The organism is Xanthomonas floridensis, from assembly GCF_001642575.1.
Taxonomy (GTDB): domain Bacteria; phylum Pseudomonadota; class Gammaproteobacteria; order Xanthomonadales; family Xanthomonadaceae; genus Xanthomonas; species Xanthomonas floridensis.
Window position 1 is genome coordinate 192422 of the sequence record NZ_LXNG01000012.1, and the last position, 15693, is coordinate 208114.

Annotated in this window: 9 protein-coding genes; all 9 read left to right on the top strand. The window is 62.4% G+C overall.

Annotated elements, in window-relative coordinates:
• Positions 1 to 2 precede the first annotated feature (2 nt).
• The 9 genes from rplA (at position 3) to tuf (ending at position 15596) form a co-directional block, all read left to right on the top strand.
• Positions 3 to 701, top strand: a complete 699-nt coding sequence (gene rplA, locus A7D17_RS08180) for a 50S ribosomal protein L1 (RefSeq protein ID WP_003486747.1) — start codon at positions 3 to 5, stop codon at positions 699 to 701.
• A gap of 545 nt (positions 702 to 1246) precedes the next feature.
• Complete coding sequence (gene rplJ / locus A7D17_RS08185; protein WP_029219217.1) at positions 1247 to 1780, top strand: 50S ribosomal protein L10; 534 nt, start codon at positions 1247 to 1249, stop codon at positions 1778 to 1780.
• 54 nt (positions 1781 to 1834) lie between these two features.
• A complete protein-coding gene (gene rplL / locus A7D17_RS08190; RefSeq protein WP_029219218.1) occupies positions 1835 to 2200 on the top strand; it encodes a 50S ribosomal protein L7/L12 in 366 nt (121 codons plus the stop codon).
• Positions 2201 to 2558: 358 nt separating this feature from the next.
• Positions 2559 to 6710 (top strand): DNA-directed RNA polymerase subunit beta, encoded by a 4152-nt coding sequence (gene rpoB, locus A7D17_RS08195; RefSeq protein ID WP_064508649.1) that lies wholly within the window; start codon positions 2559 to 2561, stop codon positions 6708 to 6710.
• A gap of 100 nt (positions 6711 to 6810) precedes the next feature.
• Entirely contained in the window at positions 6811 to 11028 is a 4218-nt protein-coding gene (gene rpoC / locus A7D17_RS08200; protein ID WP_064508650.1) for a DNA-directed RNA polymerase subunit beta', read from the top strand.
• A 221-nt stretch (positions 11029 to 11249) separates the two neighbouring features.
• On the top strand, positions 11250 to 11624 hold the full coding sequence (gene rpsL / locus A7D17_RS08205) for a 30S ribosomal protein S12 (RefSeq protein ID WP_003469157.1): 375 nt from the start codon (positions 11250 to 11252) through the stop codon (positions 11622 to 11624).
• Between the two features lie 12 nt (positions 11625 to 11636).
• Positions 11637 to 12104: a 30S ribosomal protein S7 gene (gene rpsG / locus A7D17_RS08210; RefSeq protein WP_005993356.1), complete on the top strand. Its 468-nt coding sequence runs from the start codon at positions 11637 to 11639 to the stop codon at positions 12102 to 12104.
• A gap of 137 nt (positions 12105 to 12241) precedes the next feature.
• On the top strand, positions 12242 to 14359 hold the full coding sequence (gene fusA / locus A7D17_RS08215) for an elongation factor G (protein WP_064508651.1): 2118 nt from the start codon (positions 12242 to 12244) through the stop codon (positions 14357 to 14359).
• 46 nt (positions 14360 to 14405) lie between these two features.
• Entirely contained in the window at positions 14406 to 15596 is a 1191-nt protein-coding gene (tuf, locus tag A7D17_RS08220) for an elongation factor Tu (RefSeq protein ID WP_064508646.1), read from the top strand.
• Positions 15597 to 15693 lie beyond the last annotated feature (97 nt).

Consider the following 15693-nt stretch of genomic DNA (forward strand, 5'->3'; position numbering starts at 1 on the left):
ACATGGCACAGAGCAAGCGCGTTAAGGCCATCACGGCCGCTGTCGTTCCGGGCAAGACCTATGCCTTCGAAGACGCAATCAAGATCCTGAAGACCGCCACCAAGGCCAAGTTCGTCGAGTCCATCGACGTGGCTGTGCGCCTGGGCGTGGACGCCAAGAAGTCCGATCAGCAGGTGCGCGGTTCGACCGTGCTGCCGGCCGGTACCGGCAAGAGCGTGCGCGTTGCAGTGTTCGCACCGGCAGGCGCCAAGGCTGACGAAGCCCTGGCCGCCGGCGCCGAAGCCGTGGGCATGGACGACCTGGCCGAGAAGATGCAGGCCGGCGACCTGAACTACGACGTGGTCATTGCCACGCCGGATGCGATGCGCGTCGTCGGTAAGCTCGGCACCCTGCTGGGTCCGCGCGGCCTGATGCCGAACCCGAAGGTCGGCACCGTGTCGGCCAATCCGGGCGAAGCGGTCAAGAACGCCAAGTCGGGCCAGGTGCGCTACCGCACCGACAAGGCCGGCATCATCCACTGCACCATCGGCAAGGCCAGCTTCGATGACGAAGCGCTGAAGTCGAACCTGCAGGCGCTGTTGCTGGATCTGGTCAAGGCCAAGCCGGCCACCTCCAAGGGTACCTACCTGCAGAAGGTGTCGGTCAGCTCGACCATGGGTCCGGGCGTGACGGTCGACCAGTCGAGCCTGTCGCTGAAGTAATCGAATACGTCGGGCGTCATGCGCCTGACGTGTTCTTGTAGCACTGCATTGTTTTTCTGGCCCGGGCAACCGTGTGCTGGGAGTCCGTTCCCTCCTTTGGGGTAACGGACATTTTGAAGGCGATCGTCGGCATGTCCGGCGGTAGCCGTCAAAGACCGCAGGCGCGGTCAGCGCAGGTCGACGACGGGCAGGGATGCTCGCACTGGCAAGGAGTCGCCGTCGACGCAGCGGGATCGCTTAATCGGTTCGTTTTCGAACTGGCCGGCGTAGATGGTGTCGCCCTTCTGGAGCTTTCTGGTTTACGCGCGTCTGGGACATCCCGGATCGAGTCCACTCCAGGTCTAGAACGGCCACCAACGGAACATCGGTCGATGTTCCCGGCTTCCAGGAAGGAGGCCGCCCTGGACCGCAACCGGCAGGAGCCGCGAGCGGAGTAGTTTGAAGCGGGGATTAGAGATTCGGCATTGGGATTTGCAGGCTGCTTCACAGCATCTGGCGAATCCCGGATCACCAATCCCGAATCCCGGCTTTAACGGAGGAGTGCAATGGCTCTCAATCTGTCCCAGAAGCAAGACGTAGTCGCCGAGCTGGCAGACATCGCCGCCAAGGCCCACTCCCTGATCGCCGCCGAATACGCTGGCACCACGGTCTCCCAGATGACCGCGATGCGCAAGCAGGCCCGCGAAACCGGTGTGTTCTTGAAAGTTGTCAAGAACACCCTGGCTGTGCGTGCCGTCGAAGGTACCGAATTTGCTGTCGCGTCCGACAAGCTGGTTGGTCCTTTGGTGTATGCGTTTTCGATGGAGGAACCCGGCGCTGCCGGTCGCCTGATCAAGGAATTCGCCAAGAGCAACGAGAAGCTGCAGGCCAAGGTCGTGGCAATTGGTGGGGAACTGTTCCCGGCCAGCCACGTCGACGTGTTGGCCTCGCTGCCGACCCGTGACCAGGCCCTGGCCATGTTGGCTCGCGTGCTGTCCGAACCGGCTGCCATGTTCGCCCGTGCCGTCAAGGCCGTTGGCGACAAGCAGGGCGGTGGCGACGAAGCCGCCGCGCCGGCTGCCGAGACTGCCGAAGCTTGATGTCCTAGCGTTCGCTAGAACCCCAATCCAGAAAATCATTTAAAGGTAATCACAATGTCCCTTACCAACGAACAGATCGTCGACGCCATCGCCGAGAAGTCCCTGATGGAAGTGATGGAGCTGGTCAAGGCCATCGAAGAGAAGTTCGGCGTCTCTGCCGCTGCCCCGGTCGCTGCTGCTGCAGCTGGCCCGGCCGCCGTGGTCGAAGAGCAGACCGAGTTCAACGTGGTGCTGACCAACTGCGGCGCCAACAAGGTCGGCGTCATCAAGGCCGTGCGCGCCGTGACCGGCCTGGGTCTGAAGGAAGCCAAGGATCTGACCGAAGCCGGTGGCATGCTGAAGGAAGGCGCCACCAAGGACGAAGCCGAGAAGATCAAGAAGGAACTGACCGAAGCTGGCGCGACTGTCGAAATCAAGTAAGCAACACCTTGCATCGCCAGCGTTTCATGGTGATGCACTGAAGGCTGGGGGCGTAAAGCCCCCGGCCTTTGGCCGTTTCGGACGTGAGTCGGAATGAGGGTCGGGAAGTCGCGACTGCAAGGTGCGCGCGCTTCCGATTCCCGAATCCCCACTCCCGATTCTCGGCCTCACCGAGTTGGTAGTTGGTAGTTGGAAGTAGCGGGAGAAGGCGTGCTGGTGCCGGCAATACCAGCGACTTCCAACTGACAACTTGAATGTGAGTCCCTCACAAGAGCAGCGCACATCCATGTGCGCGGGTTCAGTTTTGTTATTTCAGGGCCGCCGCGACGCGGCCCCCGCAGCCTAGGGTGAAGACCTCATGACGTCTTATTCGTTCACCGAAAAAAAGCGTATCCGCAAGGACTTCGGTAAGCAGCGCTCGATTCTCGAAGTGCCGTTCCTGCTTGCCATCCAGGTGGATTCCTATCGCGAATTCCTGCAGGAAGACGTGGAGCCGACCAAGCGCAAGGACCTCGGTCTGCATGCCGCTCTGAAGTCGGTGTTCCCGATCTCCAGCTACAGCGGCAACGCTGCGCTTGAGTACGTGGGCTACAAGTTGGGTCAGCCGGTGTTTGACGAGCGTGAATGCCGTCAGCGTGGCATGAGCTATGGCGCGCCGCTGCGCGTGACCGTGCGCCTGGTGATCTACGACCGCGAGTCGTCGACCAAGGCCATCAAGTACGTGAAGGAGCAGGAGGTCTACCTCGGCGAGATTCCGCTGATGACCGGCAACGGCACCTTCATCGTCAACGGCACCGAGCGCGTGATCGTGTCGCAGCTGCACCGCTCGCCGGGCGTGTTCTTCGACCACGACCGTGGCAAGACCCACAGCTCGGGCAAGCTGCTGTACAGCGCTCGTATCATTCCGTACCGCGGTTCCTGGCTGGACTTCGAGTTCGACCCGAAGGACGCGCTGTTCACCCGTATCGACCGTCGCCGCAAATTGCCGGTGTCGATCCTGCTGCGTGCGCTTGGCTACAGCAACGAAGAGATGCTGGCCGAGTTCTTCGAGATCAACACGTTCCACATCAACCCCGACGAAGGCGTGCAGCTGGAGCTGGTGCCGGAGCGTCTGCGTGGTGAAACGCTGAACTTCGACCTGGCCGATGGCGACAAGGTCATCGTTGAAGCGGGCAAGCGCATCACCGCCCGTCACGTCAAGCAGCTGGAAGCCGCCGGCGTTGCCGCGCTGGCTGTGCCGGACGACTACCTGGTCGGCCGCATCCTGTCGCACGACGTGGTCGATGGTTCGACCGGCGAACTGCTGGCCAATGCCAACGACGAGATCAGCGAAGACCAGCTGTCTGCATTCCGCAAGGCCGGCGTCGACGCGGTCGGCACCCTGTGGGTGAACGACCTGGATCGTGGCCCGTATCTTTCCAACACCTTGCGCATCGACCCGACCAAGACGCAGCTGGAAGCGCTGGTCGAAATCTACCGCATGATGCGTCCGGGCGAGCCGCCGACCAAGGAAGCCGCGCAGAACCTGTTCCACAACCTGTTCTTCACCTTCGAGCGCTACGACCTGTCCACGGTCGGTCGCATGAAGTTCAACCGTCGCGTCGGCCGCAAGGACGTGCTGGGCGAGTCGGTGCTGTATGACAAGAAGTACTTCGCCGAGCGTAACGACGAAGAATCCAAGCGCCTGGTTGCCGAGCACGCCGACACCTCCGACATCCTGGAAGTGATCAAGGTGCTGACCGAGATCCGCAATGGTCGCGGCGTGGTCGATGACATCGATCACCTGGGCAACCGTCGCGTGCGTTCGGTCGGCGAAATGGCCGAGAACGTGTTCCGCGTGGGCCTGGTCCGCGTCGAGCGTGCGGTCAAGGAGCGTCTGTCGATGGCCGAGTCCGAAGGCCTGACCCCGCAGGAATTGATCAACGCCAAGCCGGTGGCTGCGGCGATCAAGGAATTCTTCGGCTCCTCGCAGCTGTCGCAGTTCATGGACCAGAACAACCCGCTGTCGGAAGTGACGCACAAGCGTCGCGTCTCCGCACTGGGCCCGGGCGGTCTGACCCGCGAGCGCGCCGGCTTCGAAGTGCGCGACGTGCATCCGACCCATTACGGCCGCGTCTGCACCATCGAAACGCCGGAAGGTCCGAACATCGGCCTGATCAACTCGCTGGCCGTGTTCGCCCGCACCAACCAGTACGGCTTCCTCGAGACGCCGTACCGCAAGGTGCTGGACGGCAAGGTCTCTGACGACGTCGAGTACCTGTCGGCGATCGAAGAAAACGAGTACGTGATTGCCCAGGCGAACGCGCTGACCGACGCCAAGAACATGCTCACCGAGCAGTTCGTGCCGTGCCGGTTCCAGGGTGAGTCGCTGCTGAAGCCGCCGGCCGAAGTGCACTTCATGGACGTCTCGCCGATGCAGACCGTGTCGGTCGCCGCGGCGCTGGTGCCGTTCCTGGAACACGATGACGCCAACCGCGCACTGATGGGTGCCAACATGCAGCGCCAGGCCGTGCCGACGCTGCGTTCGCAGAAGCCGTTGGTGGGTACCGGTATCGAACGTGCAGTGGCACGCGACTCCGGCGTGACCGTCAACGCACTGCGTGGTGGCGTGATCGAGCAGATCGACGCGGCCCGCATCGTGGTCAAGGTCAACGAAGCAGAAATTGGCGGCGGCACCGATGCCGGCGTGGATATCTACAACCTGATCAAGTACACCCGCTCCAACCAGAACACCTGCATCAACCAGCGTCCGCTGGTGAATGTGGGCGACGTGATCGCGCGCGGCGACGTGCTGGCCGACGGCCCGTCCACCGACATCGGTGAGCTGGCGCTGGGTCAGAACATGCTGATCGCCTTCATGCCGTGGAACGGCTACAACTTCGAAGACTCCATCCTGCTCTCCGAGCGCGTGGTGGAAGAGGATCGTTACACCACGATCCACATCGAAGAACTGACCTGCGTTGCGCGCGATACCAAACTGGGGCCGGAGGAAATCTCTGCCGACATCCCGAACGTGTCCGAGCAGGCCTTGAACCGTCTGGACGAAAGCGGCGTGGTGTATATCGGTGCGGAAGTGCGCGCCGGCGACATCATGGTCGGCAAGGTCACCCCGAAGGGCGAGAGCCAGCTGACCCCGGAAGAAAAACTGCTGCGTGCGATCTTCGGTGAGAAGGCCTCGGACGTGAAGGACAGCTCGCTGCGCGTGCCCCCGGGCATGGACGGCACCGTCATCGACGTGCAGGTCTTTACCCGCGACGGCATCGAGAAGGACAAGCGTGCGCGCCAGATCGAAGAATCCGAGATCAAGCGCGTCAAGAAGGACTTCGACGACCAGTTCCGCATCCTGGAAGCGGCCATCTACGCACGTCTGCGTTCGCAGATCGTGGGCAAGGTCGCCAACGGCGGTCCGAACCTGAAGAAGGGCGACAACGTCACCGACGCATACCTGGACGGGCTGAAGAAGTCCGACTGGTTCCAGCTGCGCATGAAGGACGAAGACGCCGCGGACGCGATCGAGCGCGCACAGAAGCAGATCCAGGCGCACGAGAAGGAATTCGAGGCACGCTTTGCCGACAAGCGCGGCAAGATCACCCAGGGCGACGACCTCGCACCGGGCGTGCTGAAGATGGTCAAGGTGTTCCTGGCAGTGAAGCGCCGCATCCAGCCGGGCGACAAGATGGCAGGCCGCCACGGCAACAAGGGTGTGGTCTCCAACGTCGTGCCGGTCGAGGACATGCCGTACATGGCCACCGGCGAGCCGGTGGACATCGTGCTGAACCCGCTCGGCGTGCCGTCGCGTATGAACATCGGCCAGATTCTGGAAGTGCATCTGGGCTGGGCCGCCAAGGGCCTGGGTCGCAAGATCCAGCGCATGCTGGAAGCCCAGGCGGCGGTCAGCGAACTGCGCAAGTTCCTGGACGACATCTACAACCACGACAACGCGATCAACGCACAGCGCGTGGATCTGTCGCAGTTCAGCGATGAGGAATTGCTCAACCTGGGCAAGAACCTGATCGATGGCGTGCCGATGGCCACCCCGGTGTTCGACGGCGCCAGCGAGGCGGAAATCAAGCGCATGCTGGAACTGGCCGAACTGCCGCAGAGCGGCCAGACCCAGCTGTACGACGGTCGCACCGGCGAAGCGTTCGATCGCAAGACCACGGTCGGCTACATGCATTACCTGAAGTTGAACCACTTGGTCGACGACAAGATGCATGCGCGCTCGACTGGCCCGTACTCGCTCGTCACCCAGCAGCCGCTGGGCGGCAAGGCGCAGTTCGGTGGTCAGCGCTTCGGTGAGATGGAAGTCTGGGCGCTGGAAGCCTACGGCGCGGCCTACACCCTGCAGGAAATGCTGACGGTGAAGTCCGACGACGTGCAGGGCCGCAACCAGATGTACAAGAACATCGTCGATGGTGAGCACGAGATGGTCGCGGGCATGCCGGAATCCTTCAACGTGTTGGTGAAGGAAATCCGCTCGCTGGCGATCAACATGGAACTGGAAGAGTGATCGAGACGGATCCCGGCGCCGCAATGCGCTGCCGGGATCCGGAACGTAACGCCCTCGGTTTCATCTCAGATACGAAATTCCTCCGACCCGGAGATATCAAATGAAAGACCTGCTCAACCTCTTCAATCAGCAGCGCCAGACGCTGGATTTCGACGCGATCAAGATCGCGCTGGCGTCGCCGGACCTGATCCGTTCGTGGTCCTACGGCGAAGTGAAGAAGCCCGAAACCATCAACTACCGGACCTTCAAGCCCGAGCGTGACGGCCTGTTCTGCGCCGCCATCTTCGGACCGATCAAGGATTACGAGTGCCTGTGCGGCAAGTACAAGCGCATGAAGCACCGTGGCGTGGTCTGCGAAAAGTGCGGCACCGAAGTCACCCTCGCCAAGGTGCGCCGCGAGCGCATGGGTCACATCGACCTGGCCTCGCCGGTCGCGCACATCTGGTTCCTCAAGTCGCTGCCGTCGCGCATCGGCCTGATGCTGGACATGACCCTGCGTGACATCGAGCGCGTGCTGTACTTCGAAGCCTACGTGGTTACCGAGCCGGGCCTGACCCCGCTTGAGCGCCGCCAGCTGCTGACCGAAGAGCAGTACCTGACCGCACGCCAGGAGTACAACGACGACTTCGACGCCGCCATGGGCGCCGAGGCCGTCTACGAGCTGCTGCGCACGATCGACCTGCAGTCGGAAATGACCCGCCTGCGCGAGGAAATCGCCAGCACCGGTTCGGAAACCAAGCTCAAGCGCCTCACCAAGCGCATCAAGCTGATCGAAGCCTTCCTGGAATCGGGCAACCGTCCGGAGTGGATGGTCATGACCGTGCTGCCGGTGCTGCCGCCGGACCTGCGTCCGCTGGTGCCGCTGGATGGCGGCCGCTTCGCGACCTCGGATCTGAACGACCTGTACCGCCGCGTGATCAACCGCAACAACCGCCTGCGTCGTCTGCTCGAGCTCAATGCGCCGGACATCATCGTGCGCAACGAAAAGCGCATGCTGCAGGAATCGGTCGATGCGCTGCTGGACAACGGCCGTCGCGGCCGTGCCATCACTGGCACCAACAAGCGTCCGCTGAAGTCGCTGGCCGACATGATCAAGGGCAAGCAGGGCCGGTTCCGTCAGAACCTGCTCGGCAAGCGCGTGGACTACTCCGGCCGTTCGGTCATCACCGTCGGTCCGTACCTCAAGCTGCACCAGTGCGGCCTGCCGAAGAAGATGGCGCTGGAGCTGTTCAAGCCGTTCGTGTTCGCCAAGCTGCAGCGTCGTGGCCTGGCCACCACCATCAAGGCCGCCAAGAAGCTCGTCGAGCGCGAAGAGGCCGAGGTGTGGGACATCCTCGAAGAAGTCATTCGCGAGCATCCGGTGCTGCTGAACCGTGCGCCGACCCTGCACCGTCTGGGCATCCAGGCGTTCGAGCCGGTGTTGATCGAAGGCAAGGCCATCCAGCTGCATCCGCTGGTGTGTACTGCCTTCAACGCCGACTTCGACGGTGACCAGATGGCCGTCCACGTGCCGCTCTCACTGGAAGCCCAGCTGGAAGCGCGTGCGCTGATGATGTCCACCAACAACATCCTGTCGCCGGCCAACGGCGAGCCGATCATCGTGCCGTCGCAGGACGTGGTGTTGGGCCTGTACTACATGAGCCGCGCCCTGGAGAACAAGAAGGGCGAGGGCATGGTGTTTGCCAACACCAGCGAAGTGAAGCGCGCCTACGACAACCGCGTGGTGGAACTGCACGCCAAGGTCAAGGTCCGCATCACCCAGGTGGACATCGACGCTGCCGACGGCAAGCGCACCAGCGGCACCTCGATCGTGGAGACCACGGTCGGTCGTGCGCTGCTGAGCGAAATCCTGCCCGAAGGCCTGCCGTTCCAGCTGGCCAACACCGAGATGACCAAGAAGAACATCTCGCGTCTGATCAACTCCAGCTACCGTCTGCTGGGCTTGAAGGACACGGTCGTGTTCGCCGACAAACTGATGTACACCGGCTATGCCTACGCTACCCGCGCCGGCGTGTCGATCGGCATCGACGACATGCTGATCCCGGACGAGAAGAAGGGCATCCTCACCGAGGCCGAAGCCGAAGTGCTGGAAATCCAGGAGCAGTACCAGTCCGGCCTGGTCACCGCCGGCGAGCGCTACAACAAGGTCGTGGATATCTGGTCGCGCACCAATGAGCGCATCGCCAAGGCGATGATGGACACCATCGGTACCGAGAAGGTCGAGAACGCCAAGGGCGAAACCATCGACCAGAAGTCGATGAACTCGCTGTACATCATGGCCGACTCCGGTGCCCGTGGTAGCCAGGCGCAGATCCGTCAGCTGGCCGGTATGCGTGGCCTGATGGCGCGTCCGGACGGCTCGATCATCGAGACGCCCATCAAGGCGAACTTCCGCGAAGGCCTGAACGTGCAGGAGTACTTCAACTCCACCCACGGCGCGCGTAAGGGTCTTGCCGATACCGCGTTGAAGACCGCGAACTCGGGTTACCTGACCCGTCGTCTGGTCGACGTGGCACAGGACGTGGTGATCACCGAAGTCGATTGCGGCACCACCGAAGGGTTGATCATGACCCCGATCGTGGAAGGCGGCGACGTGGTGGAGCCGTTGAAGGAGCGCGTGCTGGGCCGTGTCGTGGCCGAGGACGTCTACCTGCCGGGCAACGACGAAGAGCCGATCGTCACCCGCAATACGCTGCTCGACGAAGCCTGGGTTGCCAAGCTCGAAGACGCCAGCGTGCAGTCGGTGAAGGTGCGTTCGACCATCAGCTGCGAATCCTCGTTCGGCGTGTGCGCACGTTGCTACGGTCGCGATCTTGCACGCGGTCACCAGGTCAACATCGGTGAGGCGGTCGGCGTTATCGCTGCCCAGTCCATCGGTGAGCCGGGTACCCAGCTGACCATGCGTACGTTCCACATCGGTGGTGCGGCATCGCGTGCGGCGGCAGTGGACAACATCACGGTCAAGACCACCGGTTCGATCAAGTTCAACAACCTGAAGTCGGTCGAGCATGCCAACGGTTCGCTGGTCGCGGTGTCGCGTTCGGGCGAGTTGTCGGTGCTCGACGGCCATGGTCGCGAGCGCGAGCGTTACAAGCTGCCGTACGGCGCCACCATCACCGCCAAGGACGGTGATGCGGTCAAGGCCGGGCAGGGCGTTGCCAACTGGGATCCGCATAACCACCCGATCGTGTCGGAAGTGGCCGGTTTCATCCGCTTCATCGACTTCGTCGACGGCGTCACCGTCATCGAGAAGACCGACGAACTGACCGGTCTGGCCTCGCGTGAAATCACCGACCCGAAGCGTCGCGGTGCACAGGCCAAGGAACTGCGGCCGATCGTGCGCATCGTCGATGGCAAGGGCAACGACCTGACCATTCCGAACACCGATCTGCCGGCGCAGTACCTGCTGCCGCCGCGCTCCATCGTCAACCTGCAGGACGGTGCAGCCGTCGGCGTGGGCGACGTGGTGGCGAAGATTCCGCAGGAAGCGTCCAAGACCCGCGACATCACCGGTGGTCTGCCGCGCGTTGCCGACCTGTTCGAAGCGCGCAAGCCGAAGGATCCGGCGATCCTGGCCGAGCGTTCGGGCATCATCAGCTTCGGTAAGGACACCAAGGGCAAGCAGCGCCTGATCATCAAGGACACCGACGGTTCGGAACACGAAGAGCTGATCCCGAAGTACCGCCAGATCATCGTGTTCGAAGGCGAGCACGTGACCAAGGGCGAGACCGTGGTGGACGGCGAGCCGAGCCCGCAGGACATCCTGCGTCTGCTGGGTGTCGAGCCGCTGGCTGCGTATCTGGTCAAGGAAATCCAGGACGTGTATCGCCTGCAGGGCGTGAAGATCAACGACAAGCACATCGAAGTGATCACGCGTCAGATGTTGCGCAAGGTCGAGATCGTCGACCAGGGCAACAGCAAGTTCCTCAACGGCGAGCAGGTCGAGCGCCAGCGCGTCATCGAGGAAAATGCACGTCTGACCACCCGCAACGAACTGCCGGCCAAGTACGACCCGGTGTTGCTGGGCATCACCAAGGCCTCGCTGGCCACCGAGTCGTTCATCTCGGCGGCGTCGTTCCAGGAGACCACCCGCGTGTTGACCGAGGCTGCCGTGCGCGGCACCCGCGACAACCTGCGCGGTCTGAAGGAAAACGTGATCGTGGGCCGTCTGATCCCGGCCGGTACCGGCCTGGCGTATCACGCCGGCCGTCGCAAGTCCGCGGGTCTGACCGACTCGGAAATGGAAACGCTGTCGGGCAAGCCCGCAGTGGCCGAACCGGTCGCTACCGTGGCCGACGCTGGCGCGGACGAGGAGTAAGCGCTCCGACGGCAGTCGCAAGGCTGCCGTAAGCCAGGCGAAAAGGAGGGCAGGAGGCCCTCCGTTTTCCGGCCTTTGGATGGGCCAGCAGGGTTAGGTTTCCGTGAAGTTGACGGAGTTTCGCCCTGCCAGCTATACTTCTCTGTCTCGGTGGGCCGTTTCGCGGCCTGCCTTCGTTTTCATGCAAGGCCGTTTCGGCCTCCAATCAGAAGAATCGACTGATGGCAACGATCAATCAGCTGGTCCGCAAGCCCCGGCAAGCGACCACCTACAAGAGTGCCTCTCCGGCACTGGACAAGTGTCCGCAGCGCCGTGGCGTCTGCACACGCGTCTATACCACTACCCCGAAGAAGCCGAACTCGGCCCTGCGTAAGGTTGCCAAAGTGCGCCTGACGAACCAGGAAGAGGTCATCAGCTACATCGGTGGTGAAGGCCACAACCTGCAGGAGCACTCCGTGGTCCTGATTCGTGGTGGTCGCGTCAAGGATCTTCCCGGTGTGCGTTATCACACCGTCCGTGGTTCGCTGGACGCCGCCGGCGTCGCAAAGCGCCGTCAAGGTCGTTCCAAGTACGGCGCCAAGCGCCCGAAGAGCTAAGGAAATACTCCAATGTCCCGTAAAGGTTCTACTCCGCAGCGCACCGTCCTGCCTGATCCCAAGCATGGCAGCGAAACCATTGCCCGCTTCATCAATATGGTGATGCAAAGTGGCAAGAAGTCGGTTGCTGAGAAAATTGTCTATGGCGCGATGGACGTCATTGGCGAAAAGAATCCGAATGCCGTCGAGCTGGTGCAGAAAGCACTGGACAACGTGGCCCCGGCTGTCGAAGTTAAATCGCGTCGCGTCGGTGGTGCTACCTATCAGGTGCCCGTCGAAGTGCGCTCCTCCCGTCGCATGGCGCTGGCAATGCGCTGGTTGATCGATTCCGCGCGCAAGCGTGGCGAGAACACCATGCCGCGCAAGCTGGCTGCAGAACTGCTGGACGCCTCGGAAAGCCGTGGCGGCGCGATCAAGAAGCGCGAAGAGACTCACCGTATGGCGGAAGCGAACAAGGCGTTCGCACACTACCGCTGGTGACCTCGGGGGCCTTGGTAACGGGGCCCTTCAGCACCATATGAGTGCTGTTTGCGACGCCTTTGGCGTCGCATCCAATCCGAAGGCCGCCGAAAGGCGGCGTTCGGCCATCCGAAATCCAAGAAATTGAGAGGCTCCCCGTGGCCCGCACCACCCCTATCGAGCGTTACCGCAACTTCGGCATCATGGCTCACATCGATGCCGGCAAGACCACCACTTCCGAGCGCATCCTGTTCTACACCGGTGTGAGTCACAAGATCGGCGAAGTCCATGACGGCGCTGCAGTGATGGACTGGATGGAGCAGGAGCAGGAGCGTGGTATCACCATCACCTCCGCTGCGACCACTGCGTTCTGGTCGGGTATGGACAAGTCCATGCCGCAGCACCGCTTCAACATCATCGACACCCCCGGGCACGTCGACTTCACCATCGAAGTGGAGCGCTCCTTGCGCGTGCTCGACGGTGCGGTGTTCGTGCTGTGCGCCGTCGGTGGCGTGCAGCCGCAGTCCGAGACCGTGTGGCGCCAGGCCAACAAGTACTCCGTGCCGCGCATGGCCTTCGTCAACAAGATGGACCGTACCGGTGCCAACTTCGACAAGGTCGTTGAGCAGCTGAAGGCCCGTCTGGGTGCCTATGCCGTGCCGATGCAGGTGCCGATCGGTGCCGAAGACGGTTTCGAGGGCGTGGTCGACCTGCTGAAGATGAAGGCGATCCATTGGGATACCGCCTCGCAGGGCACCACTTTCGAGTATCGCGACATTCCGGCCGATCTGGTCGACGTTGCGACCGAGGCGCGCTCGTTCATGGTGGAAGCGGCTGCAGAAGCCAGCGAAGACCTGATGGACAAGTACCTCAACGAAGGCGACCTGACCGAAGAAGAGATCCTGGTGGGTCTGCGCGAGCGCACCCTGAAGGTCGAGATCGTTCCGGTGTTCTGCGGTTCGGCGTTCAAGAACAAGGGCGTGCAGGCCATGCTCGACGGTGTCGTGCACCTGTTGCCGTCGCCGGCCGACCGTCCGCCGGTCCAGGGTATCGATGAGGACGAGAAGGAAGACACGCGTGCTGCCACCGACACCGCGCCGTTCTCGGCGCTGGCGTTCAAGATCATGACCGACCCGTTCGTGGGCTCGCTGACGTTCTTCCGTGTCTATTCGGGCACGTTGAACTCCGGCGACCAGGTCTACAACCCCGTCAAGTCGAAGAAAGAGCGCGTGGGCCGCATCCTGCAGATGCACTCCAACAATCGCGAAGAGATCAAGGAAGTGCGCGCTGGCGACATCGCCGCTGCCGTGGGTCTGAAGGATGTCACCACCGGTGACACCCTGTGTGCGCAGGACAAGATCATCACCCTGGAGCGCATGGTGTTCCCGGAGCCGGTGATCTCGATGGCGGTGGAACCCAAGACCAAGTCGGACCAGGAAAAGATGGGTATGGCCCTGGGCCGTCTGGCGCAGGAAGATCCCTCGTTCCGCGTCAAGACCGACGAAGAATCCGGCCAGACCATCATCTCCGGCATGGGCGAGTTGCACCTGGACATCATCGTCGACCGCATGCGTCGCGAGTTCAATGTCGAGGCCAACGTCGGCAAGCCGCAGGTGGCCTACCGCGAAACGATCCGCAAGTCCGACGTCAAGTCCGACTACAAACACGCCAAGCAGTCCGGTGGTAAGGGTCAGTACGGCCACGTCGTGATCGAGCTGTCGCCGATGACCGAGGAAGAGCGCAAGAGCGACAACGTCAAGGACGACTTCCTGTTCGTCAATGACATCACCGGCGGCATCATTCCGAAGGAATTCATCCCGTCGGTTGAAAAGGGCCTGCGCGAAACGATCACCAGTGGTCCGATCGCCGGTTTCCCGGTGGTGGGCGTGAAGGTCAAGCTGGTGTTCGGCTCGTACCACGACGTCGACTCCTCGGAAATGGCGTTCAAGCTGGCCGCGTCGATGGCGTTCAAGCAGGGCTTTGCGAAAGCCAGCCCGGTGTTGCTGGAGCCGATCATGAAGGTCGAAATCGTCAGCCCGGAGGATTACCTGGGTGACGTGATGGGCGACGTGAGCCGCCGTCGCGGCGTGTTGCAGGGTCAGGACGACAGCCCGTCGGGCAAGATCATCAATGCGATGATCCCGCTGGGTGAAATGTTCGGCTATGCGACCTCGCTGCGCTCGATGAGCCAGGGTCGCGCCACGTTCTCGATGGAATTCGACCATTACGAAGAGGCACCGGCCAACATCGCCGACGCCGTCACCAAGAAGGGCTGAGTTCGCTCAGCCGCTTCAAAAATTTTCCAATTAGAGGTAGCAAGTCATGGCAAAAGCTAAATTCGAGCGCACCAAGCCGCACGTGAACGTCGGCACCATCGGTCACGTTGACCATGGCAAGACCACGTTGACCGCCGCGCTGACCAAGATCGGTGCAGAGCGTTTCGGTGGCGAGTTCAAGGCGTACGACGCGATCGATGCAGCGCCGGAAGAGAAGGCGCGCGGCATCACGATTTCGACCGCGCACGTCGAATACGAATCCCCGACCCGCCACTACGCGCACGTCGACTGCCCCGGCCACGCCGACTACGTCAAGAACATGATCACTGGTGCAGCGCAGATGGACGGCGCGATCCTGGTGTGTTCGGCTGCTGACGGCCCGATGCCGCAGACCCGCGAGCACATCCTGCTCTCGCGTCAGGTCGGTGTGCCGCACATCGTCGTGTTCCTGAACAAGGCCGACATGGTCGACGACGCCGAGCTGCTCGAGCTGGTCGAAATGGAAGTGCGCGAGCTGCTGAGCAAGTACGACTTCCCGGGCGACGACACGCCGATCATCCACGGTTCGGCCCGTCTGGCGCTGGACGGTGATCAGAGCGAGATCGGCGTGCCGGCGATCCTGAAGCTGGTCGATGCCCTGGATAGCTTCATTCCGGAGCCGACCCGCGACGTGGACCGTCCGTTCCTGATGCCGGTCGAAGACGTGTTCTCGATCTCCGGCCGCGGCACCGTGGTGACTGGTCGTATCGAGCGCGGCATCATCAAGGTGGGTGACGAAATCGAAATCGTCGGCATCCGCGACACGCAGAAGACCACCGTCACCGGCGTGGAAATGTTCCGCAAGCTGCTGGACCAGGGTCAGGCGGGCGATAACGCCGGTCTGCTGCTGCGCGGCACCAAGCGTGACGACGTCGAGCGTGGCCAGGTGCTGTGCAAGCCGGGTTCGATCAAGCCGCACACCGAGTTCGAAGCCGAAGTCTACGTGCTGTCCAAGGATGAGGGTGGTCGTCATACCCCGTTCTTCAAGGGTTACCGTCCGCAGTTCTACTTCCGTACCACCGACATCACTGGCGCCTGCCAGCTGCCGGAAGGCGTGGAAATGGTGATGCCGGGCGACAACGTGAAGATGGTCGTGACCCTGATCAACCCGGTCGCGATGGACGAAGGCCTGCGTTTCGCCATCCGCGAAGGTGGCCGTACCGTCGGCGCCGGCGTGGTTGCCAAGATCGTCAAGTAAGACACCTGCGGTTCGGCTGCCTTGGCAGCCGGCGTAGCGAAAAGGGCCGGCGCAAGCCGGCCTTTTTTGTTGCGCGGAAATTTGGCGAGCTGGGCGG